Here is a 14377-nt window from a genome sequence, read left to right on the forward strand (position 1 = left end):
AAAAACAGTTTAATAACAATAAAGACGAGGATGTAGGGATGAAAAAGCAACACAACAACACTCGGCTGATCTGCCAAATGTCAGCTGCAGCAGCCCTGGTTTTGTCCGCCAATGCGATGGCGGCCGATGCATTCAGTGCCGACTCCAAGTGGATGACCGGCGATTGGGGTGGTGAGCGTACCAAGCTGATCGAGCAAGGTATCGACATCAAGGCTGACTACGTAGGGGAAATGGGCGCCAACCTGCGCGGCGGCTATAACGACGACAGGACCGGCCGTTACTCTGACCAGTTCGGTCTGGGCGTAGCGCTGGACCTGCAAAAGCTGTGGGGCTGGGACAACACCCAGGCCAAGATCCAGTTCACCAACCGTAATGGCCAGAACATCTCCAACGACCGCATCGGCGACCCACGTGCCGGCACGCTCAGTTCGTCGATGGAAGTCTACGGCCGTGGCCACATGGTGCGTCTGACCCAGTTCTGGATTCAGCACCAGATGTTCGACAACAAGCTGGACGTCAAACTCGGCTACTTCGGTGAAGGCGAAGACTTCAACACCTTCCCGTGCGACTTCCAGAACCTGTCGTTCTGCGGCTCCCAGGTCGGTAACTATGTAAACACCTGGTACAACTGGCCCGTCAGCCAGGCCGCGATCCGCGTGAAGTACAACATCACGCCTGAGCTGTATGCGCAAATCGGTGCCTACAACCAGAACCCATCGCAGCTTGAGCACGGCAACGGCTTCAAGCTCAGCGGCAGCGGCACCAAGGGCACCGTGATTCCGGTGGAATTGGTCTGGTCGCCGAAGGTCAACAACCTGCCGGGCGAATACCGTGTGGGTTACTACAAGAGCGCGGCTGATGCTGCCGACGTACGTGAAGACGTGAACGGCAACGATGCGGCTACCACTGGCGCCGCGTACCGTACCCGCAGCAGCAAGAAAGGCTACTGGTTTGTTGCCCAACAGCAACTCACCACGCATAACGGCGACGCTTCCCGCGGCTTGAATATCGCGGCCAACGCCACCTTCCACGACAAAGAGACCAACCTGGTCGACAACTATCAGTCGTTGATGCTGGTGTACAAAGGCCCATTCGACGCGCGTCCAAAAGATGACGTCGGCATTGGTGCTGCTCGCCTGCACGTCAACGATGACGTGAAGAAAAACGCTGAGCTGCTGAACGTCGCCAATGGCGTGAATGATTACGACAATGCGCTGTTCTCGCCCATTCGCGAGACCGAGTACAACTTCGAAATCAACTACGGCTTCCACGTTACCAACTGGCTGACCGTGCGTCCTAACCTGCAATACGTCGTCCAGCCTGGCGGCGTGGATAAAGTCGACAACGCGCTCGTGGCGGGTCTGAAAATTCAGTCTACGTTCTAACGCTGTTGCGATAAGCTCCTCTCTCTGTGCGCATTTTGCGGGTAGCCATGGCTATCCGCTTTTTTTTGGGTCGCATTGTGAAGATATTCAGGACCGTGGCACATGCATGAGCAACCGCTGCAACGCTTTTTCAAATCCCTGCGCGAGCGTCCGGTGTTCGCCTGGGAGCGCTTTCAGATGCGCGACGTGTTGGTGATCGACCATCCGCTGTGCCAGGCGGTGTTCAGTCGCCAGGGCGCGCAGCTGTTGCACTTCCAACCCCGTGGCCAGAAACCCTGGCTGTGGTGTGCAGCCAAATGGCCACAGGTCGGTGCCATTCGTGGTGGCGTACCGGTGTGCTGGCCGTGGTATGGCCGCCACCCGAGCGAAAATGCGTGGCCGTCCCATGGCTGGGCGCGGCTGATCGACTGGAAGCTGCTCGACAGCAGCACCGACGATGAGGGCGTGCGCCTGCATTGGCAATTGCAGTTGTGCGACTGGCAGGTCGACCTGCACGCGCACCTCGGGGAGACCCTGGAACTGCGCCTGAGCACCGAGCACCAGGACGAGCTCCCGTGCCAGCTGAGCCATGCTTTGCACGCTTATTGGCGTATTGGTCACGTTGATGAGGTAGCGCTGTCTGGGCTTGATGGCGCGCAAGGTTACGACCAGCTCAATCGCCAGGTTTGCCAGCAGGAAGGTGAGCTAAGGGTAGAGGGCGGGTGCCAGCGGGTGTTCCAGCACGAGGGTGAGTTGCAGCTCAAGGATCACGCCTGGCAGCGTGAACTGTGCATTGATACGGGTGACAGCGCTGACACGGTGGTGTGGCATCCCGGCAGCCGGCCGCTGTTGGGGGTGAGCTTTAACGAGGCGTCGGGGTTTGTGTGCGTGGAGTCGGCGATGGCCGGGGCCAGTTTGGCGCCGGGGGAGAGGGCGCATTTGAGTTTGCAGGCTAGAGCCGGGGTTTAACGGTGTGGCTGATGGCACCATCGCGGGCAAGCCCGCTCCCACAGGGGAGTGCATTCCAAATGTGGGAGCGGGCTTGCCCGCGATTAGGCCAGTAGTGCCACCTCAAATGTGTGTTTAGTTAAACTCATCGCCCACCGGATACCGGCTGTCATTCAAGCTTTCCTTGATCTTGCGCAAATGCGGCTGGAAATCCACGCCACGACGCAAAGTCATGCCGGTCGCCAACACATCCAGCACTGTCAACTGGATGATCCGCGAGGTCATCGGCATGTAGATGTCGGTGTCTTCGGGCAGCGGAATGTTCAGGCTTACCGTACTGGCCTTGGCCAGCGGCGAATTCTCAGCCGTCACGCCCAGCACGGAAGCGCCGTTTTCCCGTGCGATCCGCGCCACTTCCACCAGCTCACGGGTACGCCCGGTGTAGGAAATGATCACGAACAACTCGCCTGTGTGCGCCACCGAGGCGATCATGCGCTGCATCAGCACGTCGGCGTGGGCGGTAACAGCCAAGTTGAAACGGAAGAACTTGTGCAGCGCATCCATGGCCACCGGGGCCGAAGCGCCCAGGCCGAAGAAGTGGATCTGCCGTGCCTGGATCAACAAATCCACGGCTTTGCTGATCAGGGCAGGGTCCAGCGCCTGGCAGGCACTGTCCAGCGAGGCGATGGCGCTGCCGAAGATTTTCTGGGTGTAGGCCTCAGGGTTATCATCGGCCTCCACCGCGCGGCTGACATACGCCGCGCCACTGGCCAGGCTTTGCGCCAGCTGCAATTTCAGTTCAGGGTAACCGCTCACGCCGAACGAACGGCAGAAACGGTTGACCGTCGGTTCACTGACCGAGGCAGCCTGGGCGAGGGCGGCAATGGAGAAGCGGGTCGCCTGCTGCGGGTTGAGCAGGATGACCTCGGCGACTTTTTTCTCGGCCTTGTTTAATTCTTCGAGGCGGTTCCGGATCTGTTCCAGAAGATTTCGCACGCGGTCCATTCAGTCTTTCCTTCGGGCGACGATGCAAATAAAAGGTGGCGACCAATCGATGAGTGGTCTTTTGCGGTGGCCTATCCTACTGAGGGTAGCTGAACACCACCACTCGCAATGCGTATTTCGGGAAAATGTTGTGGTTATTACTACATTTTTCCTTGAGTGATGCCTTGAAAAAAGGTATTTGTAGCTTAACTTGATAAAAGAACAAACATCATGCCTTCGATAACCGTAGAACCCTGCACCTTTGCCCTGTTTGGCGCCTTGGGTGATCTGGCGCTGCGCAAGTTATTTCCTGCTCTCTATCAACTCGATGGCGCCGGGTTGCTGCACGACGACACGCGCATCCTGGCACTGGCCCGTGAAGCCGGTTCCGAGCAACAGCACCTGGCCCACATCGAGCAAGCACTGCGCAAATACGTCGGCAAGGAACTGGACGAAGCCATCGCCCAGCGTTTCCTCGCGCGCCTGACTTACGTTCACGTCGACTTCATGAAGGCTGATGACTACGTGGCCCTGGCGGAAATCGCCGGCACCGAGCAGCGTCTGATCGCCTATTTCGCTACGCCTGCAGCGGTCTACGGCGCGATCTGCGAAAACCTGTCCAAGGTCGGCCTGGCGGAAAACACCCGCGTCGTGCTGGAAAAGCCAATCGGTTCGGACCTGGAGTCCTCGCGCAAGGTCAATGACGCCGTGGCGCAGTATTTTCCGGAAAACCGCACCTACCGCATCGACCACTATCTGGGCAAGGAAACCGTCCAGAACCTGATCGCGCTGCGTTTCGCCAACAGCCTGTTCGAAACCCAGTGGAACCAGAATTACATTTCCCACGTGGAAATCACCGTGGCCGAGCAGGTCGGTATCGAGGGCCGTTGGGGCTACTTCGACAAGGCCGGCCAGTTGCGCGACATGATCCAGAACCACCTGTTGCAACTGCTTTGCCTGATCGCCATGGACCCGCCGGCCGACCTGTCCGCCGACAGCATCCGCGACGAGAAGGTCAAGGTGCTCAAGGCCCTGGCGCCCATCAGCCCGGACGGCCTGACCACCCAAGTGGTGCGCGGCCAGTACATTGCCGGCTACAGCGCTGGCAAGCCAGTGCCGGGCTACCTGGAAGAAGAGAACTCCAACACCCAGAGCGACACTGAAACATTCGTCGCCCTGCGCGCCGATATCCGCAACTGGCGTTGGGCCGGCGTGCCGTTCTACCTGCGCACCGGCAAGCGGATGCCGCAAAAGCTGTCGCAGATCGTCATCCACTTCAAGGAACCGTCCCACTACATCTTCGCCCCCGAGCAGCGCTTGCAGATCAGCAACAAACTGATCATCCGCCTGCAACCGGACGAAGGTATTTCCTTGCGCGTGATGACCAAGGAGCAGGGCCTGGACAAAGGCATGCAACTGCGCAGCGGGCCACTGCAACTGAATTTTTCCGACACCTACCGCAGCGCACGGATTCCCGATGCCTATGAGCGGTTGTTGCTGGAAGTCATGCGCGGCAATCAGAACCTGTTTGTTCGCAAAGATGAAATCGAAGCCGCGTGGAAGTGGTGTGACCAGTTGATTGCCGGGTGGAAAAAATCTGGTGATGCGCCCAAGCCGTACGCGGCGGGTTCCTGGGGGCCGATGAGCTCAATTGCACTGATCACGCGGGATGGGAGGTCGTGGTATGGCGATATCTGAATTGAAACTGCCGCAGGGCGTAATCCCCCACGAGTACCGCACGCCGGTGCTGTTGGCGGAAGGCCTGGCGAATGATGTGGCCGAGCAACTGCGCGGAGCCATCAGTGCCCGTGGCGAAGCGACCCTGGTGGTGTCCGGTGGCCGCAGCCCCGTGGCGTTTTTCCAGCACTTGGCCAAGCAAGGCCTGGACTGGTCCAAGGTCACCATCACCCTGGCCGACGAACGCTGGGTGCCGGTGGAACACGCCGACAGCAATGCCGGCCTGTTGAAGCAACACCTGCTGCAGGGCCCGGCGGCCAAGGCCAAGTTTCTCAGCCTGTACAGCGCCGCGGCCAACCTTGAAGACGCTGCCGAGCAGGCTGATCGCCTGCTGGGCGAGTTGCCAGCCATCGATGTGCTGGTGCTCGGGATGGGCGATGACGGCCACACCGCATCGCTGTTCCCCAACAGCCCGAACCTGACTGAAGCCTTGCAGGCCGACGGTACCCGCCGTTGCTGGCCGATGCTGGCGCCGACCGTGCCCCATCAGCGCCTGACCATGAGTCGCGCGCTGCTTGCCACTGCCCACTACACCGTACTGTCGATTTCCGGCAGTTCGAAGTTGACCACCTTGAGCGCCGCGCTGGCCAGTGACGATGTCGCTGCCATGCCGATTCGCGCGTTTTTGCAACCTACATTAGAGATTTACTGGTGCCCATGAGCCAAGGATCAGCCGCTATGAAAAGCCCTCAACCGACCGTGTCCATGGCGGATAAAGTTGCCCTGATCGACAGCCTCTGCGCGAAGGCGCGGATCCTGCCGGTGATCACCATCGCCCGCGAACAGGACATCCTGCCGCTGGCCGATGCCTTGGCAGCCGGCGGTTTGACCGCATTGGAAGTGACCCTGCGTTCCGAGTTCGGCCTCAAGGCCATTCAGGTATTGCGCGAGCAACGCCCTGAACTGTGCACCGGTGCCGGCACTGTGCTGGATCGCCACATGCTCGAAGCGGCCGAAGTGGCGGGCTCGCAATTCATCGTCACCCCCGGCATTACACGCGACCTGCTGGAAGCGTCGGTGCACAGCCCGATTCCGCTGCTGCCGGGCATCAGTAATGCTTCGGGCATCATGGAAGGCTATGGCCTGGGCTATCGCCGCTTCAAGCTGTTCCCAGCCGAAGTCAGCGGTGGCGTTGCTGCCATCAAGGCCCTCGGTGGCCCGTTTGGCGAAGTGAAGTTCTGCCCGACTGGCGGCGTTAGCCCGGCCAATATCAAAAGCTACATGGCGTTGAAAAACGTGATGTGCGTAGGTGGTAGCTGGATGCTCGATCCTGAGTGGATCAAGAACGGCGACTGGGCCCGTATCCAGGAAGTCACCGCCGAAGCGCTGGCGCTGTTGGATTGATCTGATTTATCGAATCGTTGTTGCTGTGCTTAACGGCATTTTTGCGGTGCACTTGGTCGGTGTGCCGCTTTTTTTTGCCTGTAGAAAACTTGAATTCAACGCCGATCAAATGTGGGAGCGGGCTTGCTCGCGAATGCGGTGGATCAGTCACCAAATGCATCGACTGACCCACCGCATTCGCGAGCAAGCCCGCTCCCACATTTTTAGTCTGCGTTCAGTTGGGTAATCGCGTTCAACAACACGCTGATATCCGCAGCTGAAGTCACTAGCCCCGGTGTCACCCGAATGCACGTCCCGAACGACGCACCCACGCGCGTGGTGGTAAACAAGTCAAAGTCCCTGAGCAACCGATCCACCATCACTTGCTGATCCCGTCCGACAAACTTGAACGCCGTAATCCCGCAATACAGCCTCGGATCATCCGGCGTCAGCACTTCAATCCCCGGCAACGCCCGCACCTGGTTCACCCACAAATCCCGCAGGTAATTAACCCGCGCACCCTTGGCCGCCGAGCCACCCAATTCCCGGTGCTCTTCAAACACCAATGGCAAGGTCATCAGCGCTGGAAAGTTCGGCGTGCTGTAGGACGTCCGCGCGCGTACGTCGGTAGCCGGGTAGTGAAACTCGCCCATGTCCGGGTCGATATCGGCCAGGCGCTCCGGGGCGATGTACAGAAAGCCCAGGGTCAGCGGCGCGCCGATCCATTTGTGCAGGTTGAAACCGGCAAACTGAATGCCCAACTCGGCGAGGTTGAACTCGATCTGGCCCAGGGCATGGGCGCCATCGAGGATCACGTCGATATCATGCTCGCGCGCCGCCAGGGCAATCGCGGCGACGGGCATGACCAGCCCGGTGCGGTGGGTAACGTGGGTCAGCGCCATCAGTTTGAGGCGTGGGTACTTAACGAACGCCTCGCGATAAGTCTGCACCAGGCTGTCGAAACTGGCCGGGTGAGTGTGGGACAGTTCGATCACCTCCACGCCGCGATAGCCTGCCAGCCAGCGCATGGCACCTTTCACGGTGTCGTACTCCAGGTCACTGATCAGCACTTGATCGCCCGGTTGCAGGCGGTTGTAGTTGCGGATCAGCGATTGCAGGGCTTCAGTGGCGTTACGGGTAAAGGCCACTGACTCCGGGTCGACATCCATCAGCCCGGCCAGTTGCCGACGAATCTCGACGTTTTCGCCTGTTTCGAACGTCTGGCGCACATACAGCGAGTTGCTGCGGTTGATAAACGCAACGTGTTCCAGGTACTGCGTTTGCACCGCTTGGCTCATGCGGCCGAAGTAGCCGTTTTCCAGATTGATCGGGCCGGGTTCCAGGGCGTAGCGCTGGGCGATGGCCTGCCAGTGACGTTCGTTGTCTGCATTCCGTGGCATAGGGCGCTCTTAATGACGAGGGGCGGGTTTACCGTGTTTGGCGCGCAGCGGTTCGAGCAATTCGGACAATCCGTTGCTGTCGATTTCCTGCATCAATGCCAGCAACCCGCCTAGTTCGCCGTGAGGGAAACCTTCACGGGCAAACCAGTTCAAGTAGGGACCTGGCAGGTCGGCGATGATCCGTCCCTTGTATTTGCCGAAGGGCATTTCGCGGGTGATCAGCAGTTCGAGTTTTTCGGGGTTCATGGGCGCTTCGTGAAGGTCAGTCGTAGCAGTGGAAAATACAGGCATTCTGCATGAAGGCCAAATGACAGATCATGCAAAAAACGCACATACAGAAGGTTCAAGAATTTTTAAACTTTTGATTTATAACGGAAAATAGTTTTTCAAAAAGCTGGCACGGACGCTGCAATTCTTATTGCAACCTTCTAACCTGCCAAAGGAATTGAAAAATGACTGACATCAATAAAGAATCCATCTCCGTACTCAACGACCTGATCGAGACCAGCATTGACGGTCAGAAAGGTTTCAAAGAGTGCGCTGAAGACATCAAGCACCCAGAACTCAAAGCACTGTTCGCCAAGCGTTCCGCTGATTGCGCGACAGCTGCAGCTGAACTGAAAACCGCCGTACGTGCCCTGGGTGGCGATCCGGAAGATTCCGGTAGCGTTGCTGGTGCTCTGCACCGCGGCTGGGTCGATGTTAAGTCGATGGTTACCGGTAAAGATGAAGAAGCTGTGCTGAACGAAGCCGAGCGCGGTGAAGACCACGCACTGAAGGCTTACCGTGAAGCGATCGAGAAGATCAACAAGCACAACCTGCTGGGCATTCGTGACCTGGTTGAGCGTCAGTACCACGGCGTACAACGCAACCACGACCAGGTAAAAGCCCTGCGTAACCAGGCTCGCGCTCAGTCGTAAGCCCTGTGCTTTAAATGCTGTAAGAAATGTGGGAGGGGGCTTGCCCCCGATTGCGGAGTGTCAATCACTGCATCTTGTGACTGATCTACCGCTATCGGGGCAAGCCCCCTCCCACATTCGTATTGCATAAGTGTTAGCCAATGCTGATTGGCGGCAACTCGGTCAGCGTCACGACTTGCTGCTTACGCGGCGCAAGAATTTCCGCTTCACCGTCCACCACCAACTCATCACGCTGGTTGAATACACGGGTGGCAATGCGCACACGAAACTTCGGCAACTTCTCAAGAATTTCCAGGCGCACCGTGAGGGTGTCGCCGATCTTCACCGGCTTCTGGAAGCTCATCTGCTGGCCAATGTAGATCGTGCCCGGCCCAGGCAACTCGCAGGCAACCGCCGCGCTGATCAGGGCGCCGCTGAACATGCCGTGGGCGATACGCTCCTTGAACATGGTGGCCTTGGCGTATTCGGCGTCCAGGTGCACCGGGTTGTGGTCACCGGACATGGCGGCGAACAGCTGGATATCGCGCTCTTCCACCAGCTTGCTGTAGCTGGCGGTCTGGCCGACTTCGAGGGCTTCGTACGGGGTGTTGGTTACCTGGGTCATCTAAAGGTGCATCCTGTGGCTAATCGGTAATTTAAATATTTGATTTTAAATAAAAAATCATTCGCAACGGGTCGGCCTGCGTAATGTCAGCGCCTGGTCGAGCCATGCCAGCACATCCGCTGTGACATCGTCGCGGTTGGTTTCATTGAACACTTCATGGCGCGCCTGCGGGTAGATATTCAGGTGCAGGTGCTGGCAGCCGGCTTCACGCAACGCATGGGCCAGGCTTTTGAGACGCTTGCCTTCACTCACCGGATCACATTCGCCGCCCATCACCAGGATTGGCAGGCCCGGATCGATCTGCGCGAGATTGGACGCTTTGCTGATTTGCTGCAAGCCGCCGAGCAGGTCGATCCACAGCTGGTTGGTGCAGCGGAACCCGCACAGCGGGTCATTGATGTAATTATCAACTTCAGCCGGGTCACGGCTGAGCCAGTCGAAAGCGGTGCGATTGGGTTTGAACGCCTTGTTGAACGATCCAAACGACAGGAATTCGATCAGCGCACTGCGCCCGCGCAAGCCCTGGCGCAAGCGTTCGGCCCGGGCAATCACCCGTGCGGCGCGATACAGCGCCACCGGCTGGAAATTCGAACCGCAGAGAATCACCCCATGCAGGCTGGCGCTGTGGTGCAGCAAGTACGCTTGGGCAATATAACTGCCCATGCTGTGGCCCAGCAGAATGATCGGCAGCCCCGGCTGCTGTTGGCCTATATGCTGGTTGAGGCTGGCGAGGTCGCCCACCACTTTGTTCCAGCCGTCCTTTTCGGCGTAGAGGCCCAAGGTGCCTTCATCGGCAGTACGGCCATGGCCCCGCTGGTCCAGCGCATATAAACCGTAGCCGGCGCCGCACAAGGCTTCAGCCAGGCGTGCATAACGACCGCTGTGCTCGGCCATGCCATGGGACAGCATCACCAGGGCCTTGGCGGGGCCGTCGGGCATCCATTGATTGACGTACAGGCGGCTGCGGTCATTCGCGGTCAGCCAGAAGGTGCTGTGGTTCATGGCGGTTCCTTTGCTCACGTTCTGCTCAAGGTCTGCGTTGCAGTGTATCGCTCATCCCACGCAAGCGTCTGATCAGTGCGGGCACGTGTAGGAAGATTCACGCAATCAATGAAGTGCCTTCCTGTATTTGCCTGTTTGGCCATAGCTGCTAACGTCCCCAAAGCTCCGCTTTTTATAGCTGTACACTTTTGCAGCAGCAGCGGCCGGACACACTCAGGTAAGAGGACAAGAATAATGCAACCTGATTTCTGGAATGACAAACGCGCGGCGGGCGTTCCCAATGACATCGACCTCGGGGCCTACAAGTCGGTGATCGAAGTCTTCGAGCGCTCGTGCAAGACTTTTGCCGACCGTCCGGCATTCAGCAACATGGGCATCACCCTGACCTACGCCGAGCTTGAACGCCAAAGCGCGGCGTTTGCCGGCTACCTGCAACAGCACACCGACCTCAAGCCGGGCGAGCGTATCGCGGTGCAAATGCCCAACGTGCTGCATTACCCGATTGCCGTGTTCGGCGCACTGCGCGCCGGGCTGATCGTGGTCAACACCAACCCGCTGTACACCCCGCGCGAGATGCGTCACCAGTTCAAGGACGCTGGCGTGCGGGCGCTGGTCTACCTCAACCTGTTCGGTTCGCGGGTGCAGGAAGTGTGCAGCGACACCGAGATCGACTACCTGATCGAAGCCAAGATGGGCGACTTCATGCCCGCCGCCAAGGGCTGGCTGGTCAACACCTTGGTCGATAAGGTCAAGAAGATGGTCCCGGCCTACAGTCTGCCGCGCGCCGTCTCCTTCAAGCGCGCGTTGCGCATGGGCGCGGGCCTGGGTCTTACCCGTCACCCGGTGACCCTGGACGACATCGCCGTGCTGCAATACACCGGCGGCACCACCGGCCTGGCCAAGGGCGCGATGCTCACCCACGGCAACCTGGTGGCCAACATGCAACAAGTGCGCGCCTGCATGTCCCAGACCGGCGAGGACGGCCACCCGCTGATCAAGGAAGGGCAGGAGGTGATGATCGCGCCGCTGCCGCTGTACCACATCTATGCATTCACCGCGAACTGCATGTGCATGATGGTCTCCGGCAACCATAACGTGCTGATCACCAATCCACGGGACATCGGCGGCTTTATCAAAGAGCTGAAGAAGTGGCGGTTCACCGGATTGCTGGGGCTAAACACGCTGTTTGTCGCGTTGATGGACCACCCGGACTTCAAGACCCTGGATTTCTCCCACCTCAAGCTCACCAACTCCGGCGGCACCGCGTTGATCAAGGCTACAGCCGAGCGTTGGGAGCAAATCACCGGCTGTGCGATTGGTGAGGGCTATGGCCTTACGGAAACCTCCCCGGTGGCCAGCACCAACCCCTATGGCAACAAATCCCGCCTGGGGACCGTGGGCATCCCAGTGCCGGCCACGGCGATGAAGGTGATTGATGATCAGGGCGTCGAGCTGCCGTTGGGCGAGCGCGGCGAGCTGTGCATCAAAGGCCCGCAGGTGATGAAGGGCTACTGGCAGCAACCGGCCGCCACCGCCGAGGCCCTGGACGCCGAAGGGTGGCTGAAGACCGGTGACATCGCGGTGATCGATGACGATGGCTTCGTGCGCATCGTCGACCGCAAGAAAGACCTGATCATTGTCTCGGGCTTCAACGTGTACCCCAACGAAATCGAAGACGTGGTGATGGCGCATCCAGCGGTGGCCAATTGTGCGGTGATCGGCGTGCCGGATGAACGCACGGGGGAGGCGGTGAAGCTGTTTGTGGTGGCGCGTGCGGAGGGTGTGAGCCTTGAGGAATTGAAGGCGTACTGCAAGACCAACTTCACGGGGTACAAAGTGCCTAAGCATATTGTGTTGCGCGAATCGCTGCCGATGACGCCGGTGGGGAAAATTTTGCGCAGGGAGCTGCGCGACATCGCCTGACCCGGAATTGAAATGCAATCAAACAGGTGGGAGCTGGCTTGCCTGCGATAGCGGTTTATCAGTCGATACATTGGGTGACTGAAACACCGCTATCGCAGGCAAGCCAGCTCCCACATTATTATTTATTGTTCTGGAATGCCCATTCCAGAGCCGTTTTTAATGATCTAGAATCTTTGCTCTAAAAATGACCACTGGCTGTTCTTGAGTCATGTTTATGACCGTAGGGCCCTCGTTTGGCTCTAGGCGGCCCTTGGCAAAGCTGCTACTCTCGGCGCGCTTTGTGACGTCTCGGCCTGCTTTAAAGCGCCAGATTCACCTAAAAAAACACACACCAATAATAATCGCATCAAATGCGATGATGAATTCGCGTCGCTGAGGAGTGGGCTTCCATGAACGAAGACTTTTGGAAGGATAAGTACCCCGCCGGGATTGCTGCAGAAATCAATCCAGACGAGTATCCGAATATTCAGGCGGTACTGAAGCAGTCCTGCCAGCGCTTCGCCAACAAACCGGCTTTCAGCAACCTGGGCAAGACAATCACCTACGGTGAATTGTACGAACTGTCCGGCGCCTTCGCCGCCTATCTGCAACAGCATACCGACTTGAAGCCCGGCGATCGAATTGCCGTGCAATTGCCTAACGTCCTGCAATACCCGGTCGCGGTGTTCGGCGCCATCCGTGCTGGCCTGATCGTGGTCAACACCAACCCGCTGTACACCGCGCGGGAAATGGAACACCAATTCAATGACTCCGGTGCCAAGGCCCTGATCTGCCTGGCCAACATGGCGCACCTGGCGGAAAAGGTCGTGCCCAAGACCGCCGTCAAGCATGTGATCGTCACCGAGGTCGCCGACCTGTTGCCGCCGCTCAAGCGTCTGCTGATCAACAGCGTCATCAAGTACGTGAAGAAAATGGTCCCGGCTTATCACTTGCCACAGGCGATCAAGTTCAACGACGTGCTCGCCAAGGGCCATGGCCAGGCGGTCAACGAAGTCAGCCCGGCCAGCAGTGATGTGGCCGTGCTGCAATACACCGGCGGCACCACCGGCGTGGCCAAGGGCGCGATGCTCACCCACCGCAACCTGGTCGCCAACATGTTGCAATGCAAGGCGCTGATGGGTTCCAACCTCAACGAAGGCTGCGAGATCCTGATCACGCCGCTGCCGCTGTACCACATCTATGCGTTCACCTTTCATTGCATGGCGATGATGCTGATCGGTAACCACAACATCCTGATCAGCAACCCGCGTGACCTGCCGGCGATGGTCAAGGAACTGTCGAAGTGGAAGTTCAGCGGCTTTGTCGGCCTGAACACCCTGTTCGTGGCGCTGTGCAACAACGAGGCGTTCCGCAAGCTCGACTTCTCTGCGCTGAAAGTCACCTTGTCGGGCGGTATGGCCCTGCAACTGGCGGCGGCCGAGCGTTGGAAGGCCGTGACCGGCTGTGGCATCTGCGAAGGTTATGGCATGACCGAAACCAGCCCGGTGGCGACTGTGAACCCGATCCAGCATATCCAGTTGGGTACCATCGGGATTCCGGTGCCGTCCACGGTGTGTAAAGTCATTTCCGACGACGGCACCGAGCTGGCGCTGGGCGAAACCGGCGAGTTGTGCGTCAAGGGCCCACAGGTCATGAAGGGCTACTGGCAGCGCCAGGACGCCACCGACGAGATGCTCGACAGCGAAGGTTGGCTGAAGACCGGTGACATCGCGATCATCCAGCCCGACGGCTACATGCGCATTGTCGACCGCAAGAAGGACATGATCCTGGTCTCGGGCTTCAACGTGTACCCCAACGAGCTGGAAGACGTACTGGCGGGCCTGCCGGGCGTGCTGCAGTGCGCGGCCATCGGCGTGCCGGACGAGAAGTCCGGGGAGCACATCAAGCTGTTTATCGTGGTAAAGCCGGGCGCAACCCTGACCAAGGAGCAGGTGATGGAGCATATGCGCGCCAACGTCACCGCCTACAAAGTGCCCAAGGCTGTGGAGTTCCGTGATGCGTTGCCGACCACCAACGTGGGCAAGATCCTGCGGCGTGAGTTGCGCGATGAAGAGCTGAAGAAGCTCGGTCTGAAAAAGTAACCTGGCCTGAAACAAAAAGCCCCGCAGATGCGGGGCTTTTTGTTGCCTGCGGATTTGCGGGCGTTGAAATGCAATCCAATGTGGGAGCGGG

At 58.8% G+C, this 14377-nt stretch carries 13 protein-coding genes; 8 read left to right on the plus strand and 5 right to left on the minus strand.

Going from position 1 to position 14377, the window contains the following annotated elements; all coding sequences use genetic code 11:
• Window positions 1-38 precede the first annotated feature (38 nt).
• Together BFP95_RS14615 and BFP95_RS14620 are read left to right on the plus strand one after the other, a co-directional pair.
• The gene (locus tag BFP95_RS14615; protein WP_015885551.1) at window positions 39-1385 is read left to right on the plus strand and encodes a carbohydrate porin; all 1347 of its coding nucleotides are present in this window, start codon (window positions 39-41) and stop codon (window positions 1383-1385) included.
• A 102-nt stretch (window positions 1386-1487) separates the two neighbouring features.
• Window positions 1488-2333 carry a D-hexose-6-phosphate mutarotase gene (locus BFP95_RS14620; RefSeq protein WP_065873549.1) on the plus strand — a complete coding sequence of 282 codons (846 nt, stop codon included), beginning with the start codon at window positions 1488-1490 and terminating at the stop codon, window positions 2331-2333.
• 114 nt (window positions 2334-2447) lie between these two features.
• On the opposite strand, the gene BFP95_RS14625 is transcribed toward BFP95_RS14620, so the two are convergent.
• Complete coding sequence (locus tag BFP95_RS14625; protein WP_170039859.1) at window positions 2448-3308, minus strand: MurR/RpiR family transcriptional regulator; 861 nt, start codon at window positions 3306-3308, stop codon at window positions 2448-2450.
• Between the two features lie 219 nt (window positions 3309-3527).
• Between BFP95_RS14625 and zwf the strand changes: the two genes are divergently transcribed.
• The 3 genes from zwf to BFP95_RS14640 are packed head-to-tail and all read left to right on the plus strand — an operon-like array spanning window position 3528 to window position 6377.
• Entirely contained in the window at window positions 3528-4994 is a 1467-nt protein-coding gene (gene zwf / locus BFP95_RS14630) for a glucose-6-phosphate dehydrogenase (protein ID WP_065873547.1), read from the plus strand.
• Window positions 4981-5694: a 6-phosphogluconolactonase gene (gene pgl, locus BFP95_RS14635; RefSeq protein ID WP_065873546.1), complete on the plus strand. Its 714-nt coding sequence runs from the start codon at window positions 4981-4983 to the stop codon at window positions 5692-5694. Before zwf ends, pgl begins: the two co-directional genes overlap by 14 nt.
• Before the next feature lie 17 nt (window positions 5695-5711).
• On the plus strand, window positions 5712-6377 hold the full coding sequence (locus tag BFP95_RS14640; protein WP_065873545.1) for a bifunctional 4-hydroxy-2-oxoglutarate aldolase/2-dehydro-3-deoxy-phosphogluconate aldolase: 666 nt from the start codon (window positions 5712-5714) through the stop codon (window positions 6375-6377).
• A gap of 203 nt (window positions 6378-6580) precedes the next feature.
• On the opposite strand, the gene BFP95_RS14645 is transcribed toward BFP95_RS14640, so the two are convergent.
• Both BFP95_RS14645 and BFP95_RS14650 read right to left on the minus strand, forming a co-directional pair.
• Window positions 6581-7756, minus strand: coding sequence for an aminotransferase class V-fold PLP-dependent enzyme (locus tag BFP95_RS14645; RefSeq protein WP_065873544.1), 1176 nt, complete (start codon window positions 7754-7756; stop codon window positions 6581-6583).
• A 9-nt stretch (window positions 7757-7765) separates the two neighbouring features.
• Window positions 7766-8002: a DUF3820 family protein gene (locus tag BFP95_RS14650; protein ID WP_010208204.1), complete on the minus strand. Its 237-nt coding sequence runs from the start codon at window positions 8000-8002 to the stop codon at window positions 7766-7768.
• Between the two features lie 206 nt (window positions 8003-8208).
• Here BFP95_RS14650 and BFP95_RS14655 point away from each other — a divergent pair, with 206 nt between their 5' ends.
• Complete coding sequence (locus tag BFP95_RS14655) at window positions 8209-8676, plus strand: ferritin-like domain-containing protein (RefSeq protein ID WP_003175720.1); 468 nt, start codon at window positions 8209-8211, stop codon at window positions 8674-8676.
• Window positions 8677-8809: 133 nt separating this feature from the next.
• Here the strand turns inward: BFP95_RS14655 and BFP95_RS14660 are convergent, their stop codons facing one another.
• Together BFP95_RS14660 and BFP95_RS14665 are read right to left on the minus strand one after the other, a co-directional pair.
• The gene (locus BFP95_RS14660) at window positions 8810-9280 is read right to left on the minus strand and encodes a MaoC family dehydratase (protein WP_010208208.1); all 471 of its coding nucleotides are present in this window, start codon (window positions 9278-9280) and stop codon (window positions 8810-8812) included.
• Window positions 9281-9337: 57 nt separating this feature from the next.
• A complete protein-coding gene (locus BFP95_RS14665) occupies window positions 9338-10282 on the minus strand; it encodes an alpha/beta hydrolase (RefSeq protein ID WP_065873543.1) in 945 nt (314 codons plus the stop codon).
• A gap of 234 nt (window positions 10283-10516) precedes the next feature.
• Here BFP95_RS14665 and fadD2 point away from each other — a divergent pair, with 234 nt between their 5' ends.
• Together fadD2 and fadD1 are read left to right on the plus strand one after the other, a co-directional pair.
• Complete coding sequence (fadD2, locus tag BFP95_RS14670) at window positions 10517-12205, plus strand: long-chain-fatty-acid--CoA ligase FadD2 (protein ID WP_065910351.1); 1689 nt, start codon at window positions 10517-10519, stop codon at window positions 12203-12205.
• A gap of 389 nt (window positions 12206-12594) precedes the next feature.
• Entirely contained in the window at window positions 12595-14286 is a 1692-nt protein-coding gene (fadD1, locus tag BFP95_RS14675; RefSeq protein ID WP_065873541.1) for a long-chain-fatty-acid--CoA ligase FadD1, read from the plus strand.
• The last annotated feature ends 91 nt before the right edge of the window (window positions 14287-14377 follow it).

The sequence above is a fragment of the Pseudomonas sp. 58 R 12 genome (genome assembly GCF_900005865.1).
GTDB lineage: Bacteria > Pseudomonadota > Gammaproteobacteria > Pseudomonadales > Pseudomonadaceae > Aquipseudomonas > Aquipseudomonas tritici.

Excerpts from the sequence above, each read along its gene's own strand:
- BFP95_RS14660 (WP_010208208.1), bottom strand. The coding sequence starts at position 9,280 with ATGACCCAGGTAACCAACACCCCGTACGAAGCCCTCGAAGTCGGCCAG.
- pgl (WP_065873546.1), top strand. The coding sequence starts at position 4,981 with ATGGCGATATCTGAATTGAAACTGCCGCAGGGCGTAATCCCCCACGAG.
- BFP95_RS14645 (WP_065873544.1), bottom strand. The coding sequence starts at position 7,756 with ATGCCACGGAATGCAGACAACGAACGTCACTGGCAGGCCATCGCCCAG.
- fadD1 (WP_065873541.1), top strand. The coding sequence starts at position 12,595 with ATGAACGAAGACTTTTGGAAGGATAAGTACCCCGCCGGGATTGCTGCA.
- BFP95_RS14655 (WP_003175720.1), top strand. The coding sequence starts at position 8,209 with ATGACTGACATCAATAAAGAATCCATCTCCGTACTCAACGACCTGATC.
- zwf (WP_065873547.1), top strand. The coding sequence starts at position 3,528 with ATGCCTTCGATAACCGTAGAACCCTGCACCTTTGCCCTGTTTGGCGCC.
- fadD2 (WP_065910351.1), top strand. The coding sequence starts at position 10,517 with ATGCAACCTGATTTCTGGAATGACAAACGCGCGGCGGGCGTTCCCAAT.
- BFP95_RS14620 (WP_065873549.1), top strand. The coding sequence starts at position 1,488 with ATGCATGAGCAACCGCTGCAACGCTTTTTCAAATCCCTGCGCGAGCGT.
- BFP95_RS14640 (WP_065873545.1), top strand. The coding sequence starts at position 5,712 with ATGAAAAGCCCTCAACCGACCGTGTCCATGGCGGATAAAGTTGCCCTG.
- BFP95_RS14650 (WP_010208204.1), bottom strand. The coding sequence starts at position 8,002 with ATGAACCCCGAAAAACTCGAACTGCTGATCACCCGCGAAATGCCCTTC.
- BFP95_RS14615 (WP_015885551.1), top strand. The coding sequence starts at position 39 with ATGAAAAAGCAACACAACAACACTCGGCTGATCTGCCAAATGTCAGCT.
- BFP95_RS14665 (WP_065873543.1), bottom strand. The coding sequence starts at position 10,282 with ATGAACCACAGCACCTTCTGGCTGACCGCGAATGACCGCAGCCGCCTG.